This window comes from Falsibacillus pallidus, from assembly GCF_050990905.1.
Classification (GTDB): Bacteria; Bacillota; Bacilli; order Bacillales; family DSM-25281; genus Falsibacillus; species Falsibacillus pallidus_A.
In genome coordinates this window covers 1,503,751-1,524,196 of the sequence record NZ_CP158866.1, presented here as the reverse complement: position 1 = coordinate 1,524,196, position 20,446 = coordinate 1,503,751, and the positions used below count along the sequence as shown (strand labels likewise).

The 20,446-nt window shown below is 40.7% G+C and carries 22 protein-coding genes; all 22 read right to left on the bottom strand.

What is annotated here, in order from left to right:
• Nucleotides 1-18: 18 nt before the first annotated feature.
• The 22 genes from fliL to dprA all read right to left on the bottom strand — a co-directional run bounded on the left by fliL (nucleotide 19) and on the right by dprA (nucleotide 20,404).
• Complete coding sequence (fliL, locus tag ABTV07_RS08080; protein ID WP_433749753.1) at nucleotides 19-447, bottom strand: flagellar basal body-associated protein FliL; 429 nt, start codon at nucleotides 445-447, stop codon at nucleotides 19-21.
• Nucleotides 434-655 (bottom strand): flagellar FlbD family protein, encoded by a 222-nt coding sequence (locus ABTV07_RS08075; RefSeq protein WP_433749751.1) that lies wholly within the window; start codon nucleotides 653-655, stop codon nucleotides 434-436. The genes fliL and ABTV07_RS08075 overlap by 14 nt, the downstream gene beginning before the upstream one ends.
• Before the next feature lie 49 nt (nucleotides 656-704).
• Entirely contained in the window at nucleotides 705-1,898 is a 1,194-nt protein-coding gene (locus ABTV07_RS08070) for a flagellar hook protein FlgE (RefSeq protein WP_433749748.1), read from the bottom strand.
• Nucleotides 1,899-1,970: 72 nt separating this feature from the next.
• The gene (locus ABTV07_RS08065; RefSeq protein ID WP_433749745.1) at nucleotides 1,971-2,363 is read right to left on the bottom strand and encodes a TIGR02530 family flagellar biosynthesis protein; all 393 of its coding nucleotides are present in this window, start codon (nucleotides 2,361-2,363) and stop codon (nucleotides 1,971-1,973) included.
• 15 nt (nucleotides 2,364-2,378) lie between these two features.
• Nucleotides 2,379-3,014 (bottom strand): flagellar hook assembly protein FlgD, encoded by a 636-nt coding sequence (gene flgD / locus ABTV07_RS08060; protein ID WP_433749742.1) that lies wholly within the window; start codon nucleotides 3,012-3,014, stop codon nucleotides 2,379-2,381.
• Between the two features lie 9 nt (nucleotides 3,015-3,023).
• Nucleotides 3,024-4,292: a flagellar hook-length control protein FliK gene (locus tag ABTV07_RS08055; protein ID WP_433749739.1), complete on the bottom strand. Its 1,269-nt coding sequence runs from the start codon at nucleotides 4,290-4,292 to the stop codon at nucleotides 3,024-3,026.
• Nucleotides 4,293-4,320: 28 nt separating this feature from the next.
• The gene (locus ABTV07_RS08050) at nucleotides 4,321-4,926 is read right to left on the bottom strand and encodes a MotE family protein (RefSeq protein ID WP_433749736.1); all 606 of its coding nucleotides are present in this window, start codon (nucleotides 4,924-4,926) and stop codon (nucleotides 4,321-4,323) included.
• A gap of 5 nt (nucleotides 4,927-4,931) precedes the next feature.
• Nucleotides 4,932-5,381 carry a flagellar export protein FliJ gene (fliJ, locus tag ABTV07_RS08045; protein WP_433749733.1) on the bottom strand — a complete coding sequence of 150 codons (450 nt, stop codon included), beginning with the start codon at nucleotides 5,379-5,381 and terminating at the stop codon, nucleotides 4,932-4,934.
• On the bottom strand, nucleotides 5,378-6,703 hold the full coding sequence (fliI, locus tag ABTV07_RS08040; protein WP_433749731.1) for a flagellar protein export ATPase FliI: 1,326 nt from the start codon (nucleotides 6,701-6,703) through the stop codon (nucleotides 5,378-5,380). The genes fliJ and fliI overlap by 4 nt, the downstream gene beginning before the upstream one ends.
• The gene (gene fliH, locus ABTV07_RS08035) at nucleotides 6,700-7,479 is read right to left on the bottom strand and encodes a flagellar assembly protein FliH (RefSeq protein ID WP_433749728.1); all 780 of its coding nucleotides are present in this window, start codon (nucleotides 7,477-7,479) and stop codon (nucleotides 6,700-6,702) included. The genes fliI and fliH overlap by 4 nt, the downstream gene beginning before the upstream one ends.
• On the bottom strand, nucleotides 7,472-8,482 hold the full coding sequence (gene fliG / locus ABTV07_RS08030; RefSeq protein WP_433749726.1) for a flagellar motor switch protein FliG: 1,011 nt from the start codon (nucleotides 8,480-8,482) through the stop codon (nucleotides 7,472-7,474). Before fliG ends, fliH begins: the two co-directional genes overlap by 8 nt.
• A gap of 12 nt (nucleotides 8,483-8,494) precedes the next feature.
• Nucleotides 8,495-10,090 (bottom strand): flagellar basal-body MS-ring/collar protein FliF, encoded by a 1,596-nt coding sequence (fliF, locus tag ABTV07_RS08025; protein WP_433749723.1) that lies wholly within the window; start codon nucleotides 10,088-10,090, stop codon nucleotides 8,495-8,497.
• 52 nt (nucleotides 10,091-10,142) lie between these two features.
• On the bottom strand, nucleotides 10,143-10,460 hold the full coding sequence (fliE, locus tag ABTV07_RS08020; RefSeq protein ID WP_433749720.1) for a flagellar hook-basal body complex protein FliE: 318 nt from the start codon (nucleotides 10,458-10,460) through the stop codon (nucleotides 10,143-10,145).
• Between the two features lie 14 nt (nucleotides 10,461-10,474).
• Nucleotides 10,475-10,927 carry a flagellar basal body rod protein FlgC gene (gene flgC, locus ABTV07_RS08015; protein WP_433749717.1) on the bottom strand — a complete coding sequence of 151 codons (453 nt, stop codon included), beginning with the start codon at nucleotides 10,925-10,927 and terminating at the stop codon, nucleotides 10,475-10,477.
• A 3-nt stretch (nucleotides 10,928-10,930) separates the two neighbouring features.
• Nucleotides 10,931-11,323 carry a flagellar basal body rod protein FlgB gene (gene flgB, locus ABTV07_RS08010; RefSeq protein WP_433749714.1) on the bottom strand — a complete coding sequence of 131 codons (393 nt, stop codon included), beginning with the start codon at nucleotides 11,321-11,323 and terminating at the stop codon, nucleotides 10,931-10,933.
• Nucleotides 11,324-11,817: 494 nt separating this feature from the next.
• The gene (gene codY, locus ABTV07_RS08005; RefSeq protein WP_433749711.1) at nucleotides 11,818-12,597 is read right to left on the bottom strand and encodes a GTP-sensing pleiotropic transcriptional regulator CodY; all 780 of its coding nucleotides are present in this window, start codon (nucleotides 12,595-12,597) and stop codon (nucleotides 11,818-11,820) included.
• Nucleotides 12,598-12,722: 125 nt separating this feature from the next.
• Nucleotides 12,723-14,123: an HslU--HslV peptidase ATPase subunit gene (gene hslU, locus ABTV07_RS08000; protein ID WP_433751152.1), complete on the bottom strand. Its 1,401-nt coding sequence runs from the start codon at nucleotides 14,121-14,123 to the stop codon at nucleotides 12,723-12,725.
• Between the two features lie 33 nt (nucleotides 14,124-14,156).
• Entirely contained in the window at nucleotides 14,157-14,699 is a 543-nt protein-coding gene (gene hslV, locus ABTV07_RS07995; protein WP_114743688.1) for an ATP-dependent protease subunit HslV, read from the bottom strand.
• 28 nt (nucleotides 14,700-14,727) lie between these two features.
• The gene (gene xerC / locus ABTV07_RS07990; RefSeq protein ID WP_433749707.1) at nucleotides 14,728-15,627 is read right to left on the bottom strand and encodes a tyrosine recombinase XerC; all 900 of its coding nucleotides are present in this window, start codon (nucleotides 15,625-15,627) and stop codon (nucleotides 14,728-14,730) included.
• 61 nt (nucleotides 15,628-15,688) lie between these two features.
• A complete protein-coding gene (gene trmFO / locus ABTV07_RS07985) occupies nucleotides 15,689-16,993 on the bottom strand; it encodes an FADH(2)-oxidizing methylenetetrahydrofolate--tRNA-(uracil(54)-C(5))-methyltransferase TrmFO (RefSeq protein ID WP_433749705.1) in 1,305 nt (434 codons plus the stop codon).
• 202 nt (nucleotides 16,994-17,195) lie between these two features.
• Nucleotides 17,196-19,271 carry a type I DNA topoisomerase gene (gene topA, locus ABTV07_RS07980; RefSeq protein WP_433749702.1) on the bottom strand — a complete coding sequence of 692 codons (2,076 nt, stop codon included), beginning with the start codon at nucleotides 19,269-19,271 and terminating at the stop codon, nucleotides 17,196-17,198.
• Between the two features lie 251 nt (nucleotides 19,272-19,522).
• A complete protein-coding gene (gene dprA, locus ABTV07_RS07975; RefSeq protein ID WP_433749699.1) occupies nucleotides 19,523-20,404 on the bottom strand; it encodes a DNA-processing protein DprA in 882 nt (293 codons plus the stop codon).
• Nucleotides 20,405-20,446: the final 42 nt, after the last annotated feature.

Genomic DNA, 20,446 nt, shown 5'->3' with positions numbered 1-20,446 from the left:
GAGTTCTTGTTGAAAGGATTACTGAATGATATAGGAGGTGATATATACTTTTTGTATTTTGCCTTCCTGCATCAATGAATTGGTTCGGTTCTTGATCATTTCTTGAAGCTTTACTTTCCCTGTTTTTCCATCCAGGTCCTTTGATTGCATTTCCGATAGTTCCTCAATCAGGATGTTTTTGATTTGAAAATCCCGCTTTTGAAGCTCTTCTTTTGCTTTCTTGCTGTCAGTCTGCATTTTCAGTGAGATTTTTACATACTTATTGTCTTTTAAATTGGTTGTGACTTCCGGTATATCCACAGACATTTCAATGATATCGTCAATGGTCGGCTCTTTGTTGGGGTCATTGGCTGAAACCTTCCAAATGACAACAACTGCAACTGCACCGACCAGAGTTATGGAAATCAGCAGAATCATCATGATGGTGAGTAATCTATTTTTCATCATTCATTCCCTCCAAATCATATTTTCCAAGGAGATTAATCGATTGATAAAACTGTAAGATGAACATTCTCACCTGTTCCACTGATTCTTTGACAACATATTTTTTGCCGTTAGTCAGCGTAATTGTTGTGTCAGGAAAGGCTTCGACTGTTTCTATGTAGAGTGCATTTAAAACAAACATTTTTCCATTGAGCCTAGATACGTTAATCAATGTATGTATCAGGACTGGACACCATCCAGCCCTGTTTCCCCCCTTGCCATTATCGTTTAAGGTTGACTAATTCCTGAAGGATTTCATCGGAAGTTGTGATGATGCGCGTATTTGCCTGGAATCCGCGCTGTGCAACAATCATCTCAGTGAATTCTTCAGATAGATCCACGTTTGACATCTCAAGTGATCCCGATGCGATGTTCCCTCTTCCTTCACCAGGTACATTGATATTCGCAGTACCCGAGTTGATGGATTCCTGGAAAGTGTTGTTTCCTGTCTTCGAAAGACCTGACGGATTGCTGAATTTTGCCAAAGCAAGGACTCCCAGTGTTTTGACTAGACCATTAGAGTAAACCCCATTGATCTCCCCGCCTGCTCCGATATTGAAGCTTTCTAAGGATCCTTCTAAGTTTCCGTCAGGATTTACAAGTGCCGCATTTTGATTTCCTTTTTGGATAAACTTTGATGTATCAAATGTAATAGGATCATTGGTGCCAGACCCATCTAAATCTAAATTCCAGTTAATAGAGCTTGAAGAGATATTTCCAGTTGTACTATCAAAAGTAATACTACCGGATGGTGTCCCGTTTAAAGATACATTCCATGTACTACCTGACCCATTTTTAGTAAATTCAACTTCAACTTTATGTGAAGTACCTTCAGCATCGACTGCTTCAATCTGCTGAACATATTTGGAACCGTCAGTGGCTGTAGCACTCAATGTTCCTTCGATAGAGATCTTTTTAGTGGGTGTTGGGGACATTAGTGCATTAACATTCACTGCAACATCTGTATAAGTATTAGTTGGTTTTCCGGTATTAGGATCAACTGTATAAGCCTGCACTTTCAATCCATCACCATTTACCAATGTCCCATTGTCATCCAGATAGAAGTTCCCAGCACGGGAGTAGAACTGAGCATTCCCCTGTTTCACTACGAAATAGCCGTCGCCATTAATGGCTAAATCAAGTGGACGTCCTGTTGTCTGGAGGCTGGCTTGTGTTGTGATTGTATCAACAGAAGCCAATGTTCCGCCCAGCCCCACCTGCATTGGGTTGATCCCCCCGCGGTTATTTTGGGCTGCACTTGCCCCTGAAATCGTCTGATTCATCGTGTCTTTGAATGTGACGCGTCCTTTTTTGAAGCCATACGTATTCACGTTGGCGATGTTGTTCCCGATTACGTCAAGTTTTGTTTGGAAGTTTTTTAATCCACTGATTCCAGAATACATTGAACGAAGCATGTTTCGTTTCCCCTTTCGTATTCAGCTGCTTCTGTCATTCCACAGCTATAGGCTTCCTTTTAAAGGTCCGGCCTATTTATCTATTAATATAGTTCCATTGATATTAGTGAAAATCTGCGATTGTGCTTCCTGTCTTGTCATGGCTGTAATAACTGTTTTATTTTTTGCACTGACAATCAATGCAGCATTCGGCAGGATTACAAGTGAATCCGTGACGCCTTTTTGTTTTGCCTCCTGAACCTTTTGGTTGATTTCTCTCCATTGATTCGTTGGGATTTCAATACCTCTCCTTTGAAGCCTCTGTCCGGCATGTTTGCTGATGATCAATTCATCTTTTTGAGAATCGATAATGGATTGAAGCTGCTGTTTAAAAATCCCATTTGAAGGCATCTGCTGTTTTGGCAGTCTGTTTACATTTGACGTAATGGGCTGTGATGGAAGACCCTGAATGAACTTCTGGTCCATACAACCACTCCTTCATTATTCAATACTGGTAATATTCTTTGCTTCGATCAGTTTGCCGTCCTCATCGGTAATCATTAATTTCCCATCCTTAAGGGAGACGGCTTTAACAGTGGTGGAAGCTTGATTGTCTCCATCCATCCAGCTTACTTTTTTCCCGATTAAATAGCTTGCCTGGATCAAGGGATTTTCTTTTTCAGAAGGATCTACGACCTCTGAGATATTTGCAGGGCTCAAAACGGTTCCATCGCTCAAAATGATATCCACTGTGTCTTCTTTAAACTGAATGGATTTAACCAATCCTGTCCCTTCGGATACAACAGGCTCTTGATTTGGATCTTCTGGCTGTGAAAGCTTGTGCCAATGAACTTCCCTTCCAACGAACTGATTAAAGGAGATCAATTGGTTTTGCTGTTCTGTCTTTACAAACTGTTCGATGGATTTGTTCATATTGGTCATTTGTTCAAGGCTTGAAAAAGTCGCCATTTGTGCAATGAAATCTTTATCCTGCATCGGGTTCATCGGATCTTGATTTTGCAGCTGCGTCATAAGGATCTTTAAGAAATCATCTTTTCCCAAAACACCGCCTGAATTCTTCCTCGGATCATTTTGATTGTTTGTCAGAAATAAATTCGAATTGATTGAGTTTGTCATATTGCCCACCTATATATTAGTGTTGAAAAGCAATTCCTGTAATTCTTCAGAAAATTCCAAGCCACTTTCCGGTTTTTGCTGATCGGTTCCTGATTGTTCTTCCCGCCTTTGCTGCTGGTGCTGCTGCGGATTCTGTTGTCTATCGAATTTCTGCTGTTCAGTGGAATTTGTGAAGATATCGATTTTATCCACTTGAATATGCTGCTGGCTAAAGGCATTTTTCAAACTGGAAAGGCTGCCTTCAAGAAGATCTTTAGCAGCATTGGTTGAAGCTAAAAGCTTTGCTGTGATGACTCCATCTTTTTGAAGCAATTCAATCCTCAATGACCCCAATTGTTCAGGGTAGAGTTTAATCAGAAGTTTATTGCCGTTCGGCAAAGGACTCAGCTGTGATTTAGCGAGAATGTCGCTAAATTGTTTCACAAATGATTCAAAGGAAGGCAATTTAGCATCCTTATTTGTGAAAATGGCAAATTGCTCTTGTTTTGTCATACTTGCCTGTACTGGACTTCCGTCAGCTGCATCAGATGATGTGATTTCACCAAGTGGCGATTGGTTGGATGGTGCCTTTTCAGATTTCTGCTGAGCTGAAACTAAAACATGGGAAAATGCCGTCTTTAAAACACCCTTTTGATTCACTTTTGAGGTATCTGACTGCATCACCTGAAGAGTGGCTTTAATTTGCTTTAAGCTGTCTTTTAAATTCATGAATTTTTTGATGCCTTGACCATCCAAATCGGATGTCAGCAAATTAGCCTCCAGCACTTTCCCCGCTTTTAGGATCACTTCCACTTCATCCTTAGGAAGCTGTTTGAATAAATCTTTTGCAGTCATCGATAGTTGGCTCAATATGTTCATAAGCATGCCCATGAAATCTTGCTGGGTGGATTTTTTTTTGTCTGCCAATCCGCCAGCTTTCATTTCCTTCAACTTGTTCAAAAGATTCTTAAGGCTGTTCATTAATTTTTCTTCAGTGATCCCCAATGCTTTTGCCATGTCCTTAAGGGAAATGCCCTTATCTTTTTGGGAGACTGACTCTGCCAAATCACCAGATGCAGGTGCTTGATTCAAGATTCCCATTAATTCGTTCAGTGTCTCCGGGGTACTGATGGTACTTGATTTGGATTTTTCAGTTGGAGCTGCTTCTTTCCCCGTTGTGCTTTGAAAAACCGCACCAAGTATATTCTTAAATCCATTCGAATGACTATCATGCTTTCCCTTACTCGAAGAGGGTGCCTGGCCTGATGGAATGGACTGAATCGTTCCTGCTACGTTCATTTTTTCACCCCCTTTCAATGATTTAAGATTAATTTGTTTGAATAGCGGATAGCTTCTCAGTATACTTGGCTGCATTTTCAGGCGGCATTTGCTCCAATATCTGTGCCAAGGATTCATTGCTTATTTGTGAAAGGATATGAACTGCTTCGTCGTCTTTCATTTTCAATATGATTGGTGCAGCGCTTTTAGGCGACATCGTTTCATATGTATGGACGATTTCCTTGAACGCTTTCTTATTATCATCTTGAATCTGTTTCAGTTCCCCAATTTCCTGCTGCAGTCTTTCCTGCTCAAGCAGAAGCTTGTCCTTTTCATCCGCCTGTGTTTCGATTTTATTGGAAAGCTGATCGATTTGAGCTTCTTTATCCTTGATTACTGCCTCTAGATTTGTCATTTTACTCTCATATTCTTTAATGGTCGTTTTTGAATCCTTATGGATCATGCCGCTGATTATAGGAATATTTTCTCCAATCTGCTTGCCCTTTTCGAACACATTAACACCGGCGAATGTCAAAACGATCAATGTTATGGCGATGGCAAATAATACAGGGATGATGATGACCATTACAAACCATTGAAATTTGTTGTTCTTTTCTTTTTTTTCCTCTAATCCTTTTTCAAGAGTTTTGTTCATCCTCTTCACCTAGTTCCATTGCGAAAGGAAAATTGCATCGTAGAGATCTCATCCAATTGTTTGGATTCAGTGTGATTCATCCACTCCTTGTACTGGATGAGGTCCCTTTCGCGTATTTTTTCGTATTTTTTCACTTCTACATTTCGATCTTGCAGAAGCTGTTCATTCCAATTCATCCGATTCCTCGCATTAATGACCAGCTCTTGATAATAGGAAATGGTTTTTTCAATATTCGTGAGGTACTGCTGGTTATGGCGAATTTCTTGGATTGATAATCCCCTCTCCAGCTGGTCTGATTGAAAAGCCTGCAAATCTTCCTTCTTTTTTAGAAGCTGATACAAATGATCCGCGACTTCTCGGAATTTTTTAACAGAATCCTGATAGACTGCCTGCGCTTCATCTTTCTCCCGTTCTTTTACAGTCAATAATTTAGAAAACTTAAATTGATAGCTCAAGTCCAGTCACCTTCTCTTGCCAATCTGATCAGCGATTGAATCGCTTGCTCTTTAGATATGGAATCATCCGTTTTTTGCTTCAGGAATGATATGATCCTGGGGTAGTAGTCAATGGCTTCGTCAATCTCTTTAGAGGACCCCTTTTTATAGGCTCCAATATTGATTAAATCCTCAGAGTTGAGATAAGTGCTTAGAAGCTCCCTAATTCTTTCTGCAGCCTCTTTATGCTCTTGTCCTGCAAGATGATTCATCAGCCTGCTGATGCTTTTCAAGATATTGATGGCAGGAAACTGGCCTTTATTTGCCAAATTCCTGTCAAGCACCAAATGACCATCTAATATCCCGCGGACCGTATCCGCTATAGGTTCATTCATATCATCCCCGTCTACAAGAACAGTATAGAAAGCTGTGATAGATCCGTATTCATTTGTCCCCGTCCGTTCAAGCAATTTTGGCAGGATGGCAAATACAGAAGGTGTGTATCCCCTTGTCGCAGGCGGTTCACCTACAGCGAGCCCAACTTCCCTTTGAGCCATCGCCACCCTTGTGACCGAGTCCATCATGAACATTACATTTAATCCTTTGTCCCTGAAGTATTCTGCCACAGCGGTCGCAGTGAATGCGCCCTTGATCCTCATTAGCGCAGGCTGATCCGATGTTGCACAAATGACCACGGATTTTTTCAATCCTTCCGGGCCAAGGTCCCGCTCGATGAATTCCCTTACTTCCCTCCCACGCTCACCAATCAGTGCGATGACATTGATGTCTGCATTGGTATTGCGTGCGATCATTCCAAGCAATGTACTTTTTCCGACACCGCTCCCGGCAAATATTCCGATTCTCTGGCCTTTCCCAACTGTCAGCAGACTATCGATCGGCCTCACACCGACCTCGATCGGTTCATCAATCGGCGGCCTCCTTAAAGGGTTGGGAGGTGATTGATCTGTTGGAATAGATGCGAGTCCTTTTGGCAATAGACTGCCATCCATCGGTTGGCCGAGTGAATCTATTACACTTCCAATCAGCTCATTGCCCATTTTAATTTCCAAGGGCCGTCCCGATGCTTCGACTATGGATCCTGGAGAGATGTCATTGATGTCTGAATAAGGCATCAAAATGACACTTTCCTCTTTGAATCCAACCACTTCAGCTTGAATTTTCCTTTCTTTATGATTGGAAACAACTTTAATCCAACATACATCACCAATAGAACAATCAGGGCCTTGGGATTCAATCATCAGCCCGACAACCCGCTTAACCCGGCCATATCGTTTCAATGAATTGAGTGATGGAATCATCTCAATCAGTTCTGAGGCTTTCAATTTGCATCACCCTCGAGAATATTCAGCAGCTGCCGCTTAATTTCAATTAATTGACTGTCAATGCCCGCGTCGACTCTACCATTCTGGGATTCTATGTAGCAGCTGTTTTCATGCAGGTCTTCATCAGGATAAATATAACAATTGACATCAAAAGGAAAGAGAGCTTCGAGGTCCTCTTTCTGATCGATCAGCAGATCATACTTGAATGGATGGACATGTATCTGAACCTCTTTAAATTCCTTTACTTCTTTCAGTGCTTTTTTTACGATTCCAGTAAAAGAATCCGGATGCTCCACCAGTTCTTTATTCAATATTTTCTCTGCGATTTTCACGCCTAATTCGAGGATGGTTTTTTCAGCAGATTCAAGATAGTTTGAAAATTCAACCTTGGAAAGTTCCACTACTTCTCTCGCCTTTTGGATATACCCGCTGAACTCCTGCATGGCTTGAATCCTTCCATCTTGAAATCCGGATTCAAAGCCTTCTTTCTTTGCCTGTTCGATCCATGCAGCTTTATCCATTTCGAACCGGTCCTTTTCAAGCTGGAAGGACTCTCTGAATTCGTTCAATTCATTTTGGGCATTCAAACGAATCGTTTGAGCCTCTTCTTTAGCCGCATTGATGATTGATTCTCTCTCTTTTTCATCAATTTTTTTCAACAATTGTCCAGATTCAATCTCTGATGCATACTCGCTCACAATCTGCTTTAATCCAATAACCTTTGACTTGGGGGCTTCTTGCCCTGAATTCCAGCTGGACTTTATAATCCTAGACAATGATATCGTCTCCTCCACCACGAGCGATGATTATTTCTCCAACTTCTTCTAGCCTGCGGATGACAGATACAATCCTTGACTGTGCTTCTTCTACTTCCCTCAGACGAACCGGACCCATATATTCCATTTCTTCTTTAAATGTTTCGACCATTCGATTGGACATATTGCGGAATACGATTTGTTTGACTTCTTCACTCGATACTTTAAGTGACAGAAGAAGATCTTCATTTTCACAATCGCGGATGACTCTCTGAATGGAGCGGTTATCCAGTGTGACAATATCTTCAAACACGAACATGCGCTTCTTGATTTCTTCTGCCAATTCCGGATCTTGGATTTCCAAAGAATCCAAAATTGTTTTTTCAGTGGTACGGTCCACCCCTGTAAGCACCTCAACAAGAGCTTCAATCCCACCCGTTTGCGTGTAATCCTGAGTGACCGTTGCTGAAAGTTTCCTCTCGAGTATCGCTTCTATTTCATTGATAACTTCCGGTGAAGTGCTATCCATTAATGCTATCCTCTTTGCAATATCTGCCTGAGCCTCTTGCGGCAATTCGGATAAAATCAGTCCTGCAGCCTGAGGTTCTAAATAGGAAAGAATGAGTGCGATGGTTTGCGGATGTTCATTTTGAATAAAATTAAGAATTTGAGCAGGATCGGCTTTTCTGGCAAAATCGAATGGGCGCACCTGCAAGGAAGAGGTCAACCGATTAATGATTGCGGTTGCCTGTTCCTGGCCAAGGGCTTTCTCCAATACGGTTTTGGCATACCCGATGCCCCCTTGTGAAATATAATCCTGTGCGACAGCGATACTATGGAATTCTTCAAGGATATCTTCTTTCTCAAGAGAATCTACTTTTTTGACGCTTGATATTTCCAATGTCAATCTTTCTATCTCTTCTTCTGTCAAGTGTTTATATACTGAAGCTGATACATCTGGTCCAAGGGATATCAGGAGGACGGCTGCTTTTTGCTTCCCTGACAGTTCTTTTTCTTTTCTCATCAAGTCCTCCTCCTAATCTTCTGCAAGCCACGTTCTCAATAGCTTTGCAAATTCCTCCGGCTTTTCTTTCGCCATTTTTTCAAGCTGTTTTCTTCTTACGGAAGATTCAGTTTCCTTCTCTTCATTCACATCTGGAACATATACCTGCTGATACGTTTCGATTTCTTCTTCATAAGATTCTTCAGCTTTTTTCTTTCTGGAGCGGAATAAGAAAATGAACAGCATCACGATGATTGCCAAAAGAATGCCGCCTACAACATAAGTCCACCAAGGCAAAATTGGGTTTGTACTTGGGTTCATCTTTACTTTTCCATTGAACGGCTGAACAGAGACCACTACCTTATTTTGAATATCGCTGTCAGCAAGCTGTGTTCCTGAATCTTTATTGATGGTAGTCCGAACAATTGTTGATAGAATCTGTTTAATATCATTGATTCTTTCTTGAGGCAGCGAATTTGGATCTTTTGGATTCGGCGGTTCGACCATTACCTGTATTCCCATATCTCTTACTTTATACGGGCTTTCTACGATTTCTTTTCTGACCTTATTGACTTCATTATTGATGGTCTCTTCCTTGCGTTGGTAATCACCATTTCCTTTATTGGTCTGGACATAGGAGGAACCAAGAGAATCTGCAGGATCCTGTCCTTGTGGAACGCCCCCAGCACCTGAACCATCTCCTGAGAATGTCTCAGTGATTCTTTTGGCGCTGATTTCAATGCCCTTCATATTTTCTTGGTCAACTGGTGAAACAAGGTTTTCTTCTCTATTTTCTTGGGTAAAATCAATATCAGTAGAAACGGATACGACTACTTTATCAAAGCCCATCAAAGTGCCAAGCATATTTTGAACCTGTCTTTGGATGTCCCTCTCTATCTGTTTCTTTACATTCAACTGCTGAGCTACATCTGAGCCAAAAGAAGAATTATTTTGATTTTCGAGTTCAAAGTACTCAAAATATTGGTTCATGATGACGATATTATCAGTAGGAAGATTAGGGACGCTTTTAGAAACCAGATGGTAAAGTGACATGATCTGCTTTTGATCCATTTGGAATCCAATGTCTGTATTCAATACGATAGAAGCAGAAGCTTCTTCTTTTGAATCTGATACAAAGATCCCTTTTTCAGGGAGAGTGATCATCACCTTGGCATCATTTACACCGTCAATGCCTTTAATTAAATCGGCAAGTTCTGTTTGCATTGCGTCCAGTTTCATGACATTAAATTCATTGTCTGTCATGCCGAACCCGGCATTTTTGCTGAAGAAAGAGTAGTCAATGCTTCCTGATTTCGGGATACCCTCAGAAGCAAGCTGGATTTTCAGATTATCTACATCCTCAGAAGGAACTTTTATAGTTGTTCCCCCATCAGCCACTTCGGTTTTAATCCCTTTGCCGTCAAGATTTTCCTTGATGCTTCCTGCTTCTGATGGTGTTAGGTTGCTGTATAGAGGCACCATCGTCACCCTCGTTGCGAAATATCCTACAATCGAAAAAATAAGAATCAACATTATAAGGGAAGCGAAGAAAAGTGTTTTTTGCTTCTTAGAACGGCTAGTCCAAAAAGTCTTTATTTGCTTTGTATATTTTTGTAATGTTTCATTCATTGTTATCCCCCGGTTATTCTCTAGATTTCCTATATGATTTCATAACCGGCGGTTATACTTGCATTCTCATAATCTCTTGATACGCTTCTACTACTTTATTGCGAATCTCGATTGTCGTCTGCATGGTGATGCTCGCTTTTTGAGATGCAATCATTACTTGATGCAAATCAATATCTTTTCCTTGCGCAAGCTGCCCGGTAAGTTTATCCGCTATATTTTGCGATTGGTTCACTTCGTTCAAAGACTCTTTTAAATAATCTGCAAATTTTGTTTGTGCTTCAAACGGGTTTTGTAAATTTTCTGCTGTTTTTTTTGCGTCTGACGGACGCAAAATAGAATTGGTCATCGAATTAATATTATTGATTGCCATCTTTAGCGCCTCCCTTACCTGCCAATTTCCAATGATTTCATCATCATCGCTTTTGATGCGTTAAATACAGTGACATTTGCTTCGTAGGAACGGGTGGAACTGATCAAATCAACCATTTCTCTTAACGGGTCTACATTCGGCATTTGAACATAACCATCTTTGTCTGCATCCGGATGACTAGGGTCATAAACAAGCTTAAAAGGTGTAGGATCTTCCTTTATGGCAGAAACTTTAACGCCTTCTCCTGCTTCCCCACTATTGCCCCTGGCTGCATTTAGAAATGAACTAAATGAATTCTCTTTGGGCTCCAATACAACCGTTTTGCGGCGGTACGGCTGCCACTCCCCATTGACAAACTTCCCTCTCGTTGAATCGACATTGGCCATATTCGAAGATATGACATCCATCCTCAATCTCTGTGCTGAAAGGGCGGAGGAAGTAACATTCATACTATGAAACATGGACATGATCTACCTGCCTCCCTTAATGACTGATTGAAGTATCGAGAACTTACTATTTAACTGAGAAACTAATGAATCAAAATAAATTTGATTGGTTGCTAAATCTGACATCTCTTTGTCAATATCGACACTATTGCCATTTTCGTTATATTGAGCATTTGACTGGGTAATGACTGAAGGATTGATGGTTCCGCTTGAAAAAGAGAAATGTCTCGGATCTGTCCGATTTCCTTCCAGCCTAGATCCTTGGACATCCTCAAGGACTTTTTTAAAACTGACATCTTTTGCTTTATAGTTGGGTGTATCGACATTGGCAATATTTTCAGAAATGACCTTTTGCTTTAAAGAAGAATAATTAAGTGCATTTTCAATGCTGCCAATCGTGTTGGAAAATAATTTCATTTTGTACACCTCTGTCCATTTTTATGACAATTTCATATCAAATTTGACAAATACCGCGAATCTTACTAACTATTGTAATAATTTAAGAAGTTAATGTCTATGTACAAATCAGGGAAAACAGTAAGTAAAATTGACTATTTTAAAGCATCAGAACTTTTTCCCTATACAACAACTGACACTATTCGACATTATATGGATAGAATACCATATTCATTGTTATTCATAAATAAAAACTAGATAATATCTTACTGGTTGACCAATAATAGGTAAATTAGTCCTACGATTTTGGTTTATCAACTATTGTTTCAATAGATTTTTAAAATAATTTTCAAAATCAGAACAACTTTAATAGTACAATTTACACATTTGAAAATTTTGAATTTTTATATATTATCCTTTTATTTTTATAGATTTCTTTACAAATGTAACAAATACGTAAATTTTCATTCGACAAAAAAAGCCATCCAAAAACGGATGGCTTTTCAATCTTTCATTTAGTTTGATTTCAATTTTTCTAATTCGAATAGGAATTTATCATTAAGTACTTTTATATAAGTACCTTTCATTCCTAATGAACGGGATTCAATGACACCAGCACTCTCAAGCTTTCTCAATGCATTTACGATCACTGAACGGGTAATTCCAACACGATCAGCTATTTTCGATGCAACCAATAGCCCTTCATTTCCATTTAATTCTTCAAAGATATGTTCAATTGCTTCAAGTTCACTGTAGGATAATGAGCTGATGGCCATTTGAACGACTGCCTTGCTTCTTGCTTCTTCTTCGATTTCTTCTGCTTTTTCACGAAGAATTTCCATTCCGACAACTGTAGCACCATATTCTGCAAGAATCAAATCATCATCCAAGAATTTCTCTTGTAGGCGGGCTAAGATCAGGGTGCCTAATCTTTCTCCTCCACCGATGATAGGAACGATTGTTGTAAGTCCACTCTCAAATAATTGTTTGTTTTCAACAGGGAATGCAGTATATTCGCTTTCAACATCTAAGTTCGGTGAAGTTTCTTGAATGTTGAACAGGTTCTTAGTGTATTCTTCCGGGAATTGGCGATCCTCAAGCATTTTAACCATTCGCTCATTTTCGATTTGCTGATTGATAGAGTAGCCTAAAAGCTTTCCGCGGCGGCTGACTACAAAGATATTTGCTTCGATTACTTCACAGAGTGTTTCAGACATTTCTTTAAAGTTAACAGGCTTTCCTGCTGCTTTTTGAAGCATTGCATTAATCTTTCTTGTTTTCGCTAGTAAATTCATTGTTTTTCCTCCTAGTGACACTATAAGTTCATCTATTATTAAATTTTTTACTGTGATATCGCAAGCGGGGTGGTAAAGCACAAATCTTATCACATACCTTTACCCTTCTGCAATAAGAACAAACCTTAAAGAATAAATTGGCTTAAATCTTTATTTTTAGAAATTGCACCAAGTTTATCGTCCACGTACTGCGGTGTGATATCCACTTTCCCCATAGAGATTTCCGGAGCTTCAAACGATAAATCTTCCAGGAGTTTCTCTAAGATAGTATGGAGTCTTCTTGCACCGATATTATCTGTATTTTGGTTGACGTCGAATGCCATTTCTGCAATTCTACGAATAGCTTCGTCAGAAAATTCAATTTGTATACCTTCTGTTTCCAATAATGCCTTATATTGTTTCACGAGGGCATTGTCTGGTTCCACAAGAATTTTTACAAAATCGTCCACTGAAAGCTTCGTAAGTTCCACCCTGATCGGAAATCTCCCTTGAAGTTCGGGGATTAGATCAGACGGCTTAGCCATATGAAAAGCTCCTGCTGCAATGAACAAAATATGGTCAGTCTTGATGGAACCGTATTTTGTAACGACCGTGGAGCCCTCAACGATTGGCAGGATATCTCTTTGAACACCCTCGCGTGAAACATCTGCAGATGCGCTTCCAGAACTTTTGCTCGCAATTTTATCGATTTCATCAATAAAGATGATACCTGACTGCTCTGCACGATATACAGCTTCAGAGGTCACTTCGTCCATATCGATAAGTTTTTGGGCTTCGTCATTGGTCAATACTTGCCGCGCTTCTTTGACCGTCAGCTTTCTTTTCTTTTTCTTCTTGGGGAGGAAGCCGCTGAACGCATCCTGCATATTCATTCCCATCTGTTCCATTCCGGAGCCTTGAAGCATATCGAACATGGAAGGCTGCTGTTCTTCAACCTCAACCGTGACCAATTCGTTCTCCAGTTCACCTTTTGCCAGTTTGGCTTCAATGATTTTTCTTTTTTCGTAAGAGCTGGTTTCTTCCTTCGAATCATAATCGTCTTCTGAAGCTGAAGGATTTGCCCCGCCAAAAATCATTTCAAAAGGATTTTTGTAATTGTTTGTTTTTTTGGATCCAGGCATGAGAAGATCAACAAGTCTTTTATTTGCATTCTCTTCTGCACGTTCTTTAACGGATTCTTTCATTTCTTCTTTCACGAGCCGGACTGAAGTCTCCATTAGATCCCTGACCATGGATTCTACGTCCCGTCCAACGTAGCCGACTTCCGTGAATTTAGTTGCCTCGACCTTGATGAAAGGTGCACCGACAAGCTTCGCCATACGACGGGCTATTTCAGTCTTTCCTACACCTGTAGGCCCAATCATCAAGATATTTTTAGGAATGATTTCATCACGAAGATTTTCATCAAGCAGACCGCGGCGGTATCGATTCCGGAGTGCCACTGCAACTGCCCGCTTTGCATCTTTTTGACCGATGATGTACTGGTCAAGCTTCTCTACGATTTGACGTGGTGTGAGATTCATCATTGTTTTTTTATTCAAGCTGCCCACTCCTTTTTTTTACAGCTCTTCCACGATGATATTTCCATTTGTATAGACGCAAATGTCTGCAGCGATTTCAAGTGCTGCTTTTGCAATTTCGCTTGCTGTTAAATGATCGCCGGAATACTGTTTTAATGCCCTTCCTGCTGATAGTGCATAATTTCCTCCAGAACCAATGGCAAGGATGCCGTCATCGGGTTCAATGACTTCGCCAGTCCCTGACACAAGCAATAGCTGTTCAGCATCCATTACAATCAACATAGCTTCAAGTTTCCTTAATACTTTGTCGCTCCTCCATTGTTTAGCAAGTTCAACTGCCGCACGCTGGATGTTTCCGTTAAATTCCTGCAATTTCGCTTCAAACATTTCGAAAAGTGTAAAAGCGTCTGCCACAGATCCGGCAAATCCAGCTAAAACCTTTCCATTGAACAACTTCCTCACTTTTCGTGCTGTATGCTTCATTACAACTGCATTGCCAAATGTGACCTGGCCGTCTCCAGCCATGGCGCAGCCGCCTTTATGATGAACTGCAAATATCGTGGTAGCATGAAAGTTTCCCATAAAACAACCTCCCTTATTGGGGATAATATCAAGCTCTTGGATGGTGGGCCATATATGTCTTTTTCAAATGCTCTTTCGTTACATGGGTATATACTTGCGTCGATGATAAATGTTCGTGGCCAAGAAGCTCTTGGACCGTCCTCAAATCAGCACCGTGATTCAGTAGATGTGTTGCAAATGTATGTCTGAGCATGTGAGGGTGAATCTTATTGGTCAACGATGCTTTATCGATTATCTGGTTCAATATATACCTGAAACCGACTGGCTTTAACGGCTTCCCTCTTGCATTAACGAAAAGATATGTATGGTCCTCATTCCCCATCAGCTTGCCTCTACTATTATTTATGTATCTTTCAATGGCTTCATGTGCAAAGCTTCCAAATAGGACAAATCGTTCCTTATTTCCTTTTCCACGCACTAACAACGTGGAGAGGTGGAAATCCAGATCTTTCATCTGTATCCCTGCACATTCGCTGACCCTTATCCCGGTCGCATACAACAATTCAAGGATTGCCCTGTTCCGCTCGCCTAGACCAGGATGTTCAGAGCTTGCCTCAAATAGCTTTTCCATCTCTTCCTCATAGAAAAATTTCGGAAGCCTAACCGAAGATTTGGGCTGTGAAACCATACTGAACGGATTTTCCGCAAGAATGGCTTCCCTATTCAAATATTTAAAGAAACTCCTCAAACTGGAAATCTTCCTGGCGACGCTCGCTCGTGCATATTCCATTTCATGAAGCTTCGTTAAAAAAAGCCGTGCATCAAAATATTCAACATCTTTCACATTTTTTATACCTTGTTCATTCATGAACATAAAAAACGCTTCTATATCTTTCTGATACTGCTCAATTGTATATTCCGAATAGTTCTTTTCTATCTTAAGGAATTCAATAAAGGATTCCAATAAAATGCATGGTTTTTGATCCATCAATAACACCTCACAAGGGCTACTAAATATTATCACAATTTAGTAGCCCTTGCAATTAATTTTACAAATTTTTCACAAAGTTTTGAATTGTTTCTAAGGCTCTGTTTGCATGCTGTTCGTATCTCTCTTTTTTCGATTTTATTCTCTCAGGCAAGTCAGGGAATAGACCGAAATTGGCGTTCATCGGCTGGAAGTTTTTCTTGCTTGTTGTAGTGATATAATTTGCCATGCTTCCGATTGCCGTCTCGTGTGGGAATACAACAGGCTCTTCACCCAATGCAAGTCTTGCGGCATTGATTCCGGCTGCAAGACCGCTTGCTGCTGATTCAACGTATCCTTCAACACCAGTCATTTGTCCTGCAAAGAAAAGTTCTTCTTTATTCTTGAATTGGTAAGTCGCTTTAAGGACACTTGGTGAATTGATGAAAGTGTTCCGATGCATAACACCGTACCGGACGATTTCTGCATTCTCAAGTCCAGGGATCAACTTTAATACTTCTTTTTGAGGTCCCCACTTCAAATGTGTCTGAAAACCGACAATATTATATAAAGTGCCTGCAGCATCATCCTGTCTGAGCTGGACCACAGCATAAGGACGCTTGCCAGTCTTTGGATCTTCCAACCCGACCGGCTTTAATGGTCCAAACAACATTGTCTTCTTTCCACGCTGCGCCATTACTTCAATCGGCATGCAGCCCTCAAAGAAAATCTCCTTTTCAAACTCTTTCAATGGAACAGTCTCAGCAGTAATCAAAGCTTCATAAAATTTATCAAATTCTTCTTCTGTCATTGGACAGTTCAAATATGCTGCCTCGCCTTTATCATAGCGTGATTTTAAATAGACTTTATCCATATCGATGCTGTCCTTTTCAATGATTGGAGCTGCTGCATCATAAAAATATAGATACTCCTCACCAGTCAATTCCTTTAATCTCTCAGATAATTCAGGACTTGTCAATGGACCAGTGGCAATGACCGTGATTCCTTCCGGGATTTCTGTCACTTCTTCATTGAATACAGTGACATTTGGATGATTCCTTACTTTATCTGTAACATGTCCTGCAAATTCATGACGGTCTACTGCTAATGCCCCGCCTGCAGGGACTGCACATGCATCAGCTGATTGGATGATGACGGAATCGAGGTTCCGCATTTCTTCTTTGAGCACGCCTACCGCATTCGTCAATCCGTTTGCCCTTAAAGAATTGGAGCAGACCAACTCTGCAAATTTATCTGTATGGTGAGCAGGGGTCTGCTTTACCGGGCGCATCTCATATAAATTTACTTTTAAGCCTCTTTTGGCAATCTGCCAGGCCGCTTCGCTTCCCGCGAGCCCTGCACCGATTACATTTACTGTTTTAGTCATACTTTGATCCTCCTAATTTATATAAAAATATATCCTTTGATTATGGATTCTGTTAAACAAGAGATTTATTTTCAAAAAACCAATTATAAGAATAGCATAGATTCGCTCATTTACCTATATCGAAGTGAATGGAAATCGAATGGCATCCTCATTTTTTGAAGTAAAAGAGAAAAGGCGAGCCAAAGAATCAGCCCACCTTCTCTCAGTTTTGCGGTTCTTCCTTATAATCACAGGCAGTACATTGGACCTGCACGCCCTTTTTGAGCTTCTTCTCAACCAGCATCTCATCACATTTTGGACAAGTTCTTTCCAGCGGTTTATCCCAGGAAAGGAAATCGCATTCCGGAAATTGATCGCAGCCGTAGAAAATCCTGCGCTTTTTACTTTTTCTTTCTATTATATTACCCTTTTTACATTTCGGACAGCTGACACCGATCTCTTTTACAATCGGCTTAGTATTCCTGCAGTCCGGGAAATTGGAGCAGGCCATGAACTTACCATACCGTCCCATTTTGAAGACCATTGGGTTCCCGCAGAGTTCGCAATCCTCGCCTGCGTATTCAGGCTTGATTTCGACTTCTTCCATTTCCTTTTCAGCCTTTTCAAGATTCTTTTCAAAGCCCATGTAAAATTCATCTATTACTTTTACCCATTTGATTTTGCCTTCTTCAATATCATCAAGGCTTGTTTCCATCTTGGCGGTAAATTCGACATCCAAGATTTCGGGGAAGAATTCCAAAATTAATTGCAGGACGATCTCGCCTAATTCAGTGGGAATGAAGCGTTTATTATCCAATGCAACATAGCCGCGCTTTTGGATGGTATCCAATGTCGGGGCGTAGGTTGAAGGCCGTCCTATACCGAGTTCTTCCAGCGTTTTAACGAGCCTTGCTTCAGTATATCTTGGAGGCGGCTGGGTAAAATGCTGCTTCGGATCGATTAGAGTAGATTTCACCTTATCTCCAATGGAGAGATCAGGAAGGAGATTTTCTTTTTCCTCTAATCCATCATCAGTTCCTTCGATATATACTTTCATAAAGCCGGGGAACTTCACCTTGGAACCGTTGGAGCGAAATACAATGTCACCGTTAGAAACGTCTACACTCATTGTATCCATCACAGCTGATGCCATTTGGCTCGCCACGAAACGCTCCCATATCAGTCTGTAGAGCCTCAATTGATCCCGGCTCAAGAAAGATTTCATGGAGGCAGGATCCCTTAAGGTACTTGTTGGGCGGATCGCTTCATGAGCATCCTGGGATTTTGCCGACTTTTTCTCTGACCTCGGTTCAGTCCTGGCATACTCTTTTCCATACTGGCCTTCGATATATTCAAATGCCTCTTTTTGAGCAACTTCAGAAATTCTAGTCGAATCTGTTCTCATATAGGTAATGAGACCGACTGTTCCTTCCTTGCCAAGTTCAATCCCTTCGTAGAGCTGCTGCGCCAGCATCATTGTCTTTTTAGCTCTGAAATTCAGCTTCCTTGCAGCTTCCTGTTGCAAGGATGATGTTGTAAATGGAGGTGCTGGGTTTCGCTTTCTTTCCTTTTTCGTCACATTTGTGATTTCAAAGTTTTTACCCTTTATGGCATCCAATACCTTCTTGACTTCTTCCTCAGATTTCAGTTCCATTTTCTTGCCATTGATGCCGAAGAAATGTCCGCCGAATTCATCTTTTCCTTTTTCAAAAAGGGCTTCAACGCTCCAATATTCTTCCGGAATGAAATCTTTGATTTCTTTTTCACGATCAATGATCAGTCTTACTGCAACAGACTGGACCCTGCCGGCACTTAGACCCTTTTTCACCTTTTTCCAGAGGAGGGGAGAAATATTGTACCCTACAAGTCTATCTAACACCCTTCTCGCTTGCTGTGCATCGACAAGATCCATATTGATCGGTCTTGGGTATTTAAACGACTCTTTTATGGCATCTTTGGTAATCTCGTTAAATACCACCCTGCAGTCGGAATGGACATCAATATCCAAGCTATGCGCCAAATGCCAGGCGATCGCTTCCCCTTCTCTGTCGGGGTCGGCTGCGAGGAAAATTTTCTTTGCTTTTTTCGCTGCTGTCTTTAATTCTTTAAGGACAGGGCCTTTTCCCCTGATGGTTATATATTTTGGTTCGAAATTATTTTCAGAACTGACACCCATCTGACTTTTCGGCAAATCCCTTACATGTCCCATGGATGCTTTCACTTTATATTTTTTTCCTAGATACCGCTCGATTGTTTTCGCTTTGGCAGGCGATTCAACAATCACCAAAAACTCTGACATTCAAAATCCTCCTTAGAGGTAATTAGTAAAGTATTAGAAACATCTAACCTATTTCTTCTATTCATTAGTCTGCAGAAATCTTAAATTTTATACTTCCCGAAACCGTTTACAGGTATATGCATCTAAAAAAAACGCAAGATATTGTTCAATCAAGCAGTAAACGGCAATAAATTTTGGTTCTGTTGAAATGTATAACATATTTAAAGGAAATGCAACTATTTTGAGATAAATTACTTAAGATGGACAAAATACTACGAATAAAAATTAGTCAATTCTTCTGTTATATCGTTCCCATTCATAACGAGCTTCGCCCCCTGCTGGATCAGGAGATGGACACCTTCATATTCTGGCAGATGCATAGTTCCAGGCACCGCAAAAACTTCTCTTCCCTCCTGCAGGGCAAATTCAGCTGTAATGAGTGAACCACTTTTTTTCGCAGCCTGAACGACTAAAGTCCCGCAGGACATGCCGGAAATGATCCGATTCCTCATTGGAAAATGCCAAGGATTGGGTTTTTGATATGGAGGGTATTCTGACAGTAATAAATGGTTTAGTTTCATATTCTCTGCAAGGTTGCGATTTTCCTGCGGATATATATGAAAAAAACCGCTCCCTAAAACTCCAATTGTCCTTCCTCCTTGATTAATCGTCATTTTGTGGGCTGCTGTATCCACTCCTTTTGCCAGACCGCTTGTGATTACAAATCCGTTTGCCACCAGATGCGGAAGCAATTTGGACAAAGCATAGATAGATTCATCAAGCACTTTTCTTGAACCGACAACAGCCAATTGACGCTCGTTTAAAAGCGGTAGATTTCCAATCGCATATAATAGCCATGGCGGGTCATAAATGTTTTTTAGCAGCTTAGGATATTGAGGGTCTTGAAAATGGATCATATGAATTTGATTCTGTTGATAGGATTGGAATAGTTTTTCAAAAGGTAGTGTATGGAGTTTACGATGAAGTTCTGCGGCTTTCGTTGAGGAGATTTGTAGTTTAGATTGAAAGTAGGAAACGCTTGTTGATTCCAAGCATCGAAGGCCTGGGTCATCGTTGAGAAGCCTTTTCACCTGTTTAAAGGAAAGAGCGGCACAGTGGTTGAGCATAGTTAATTTTTTTAATAAGGGATCCATTACTTCCTCCTTCATGATAAAATACAGCCCCTCGCTTTGAGG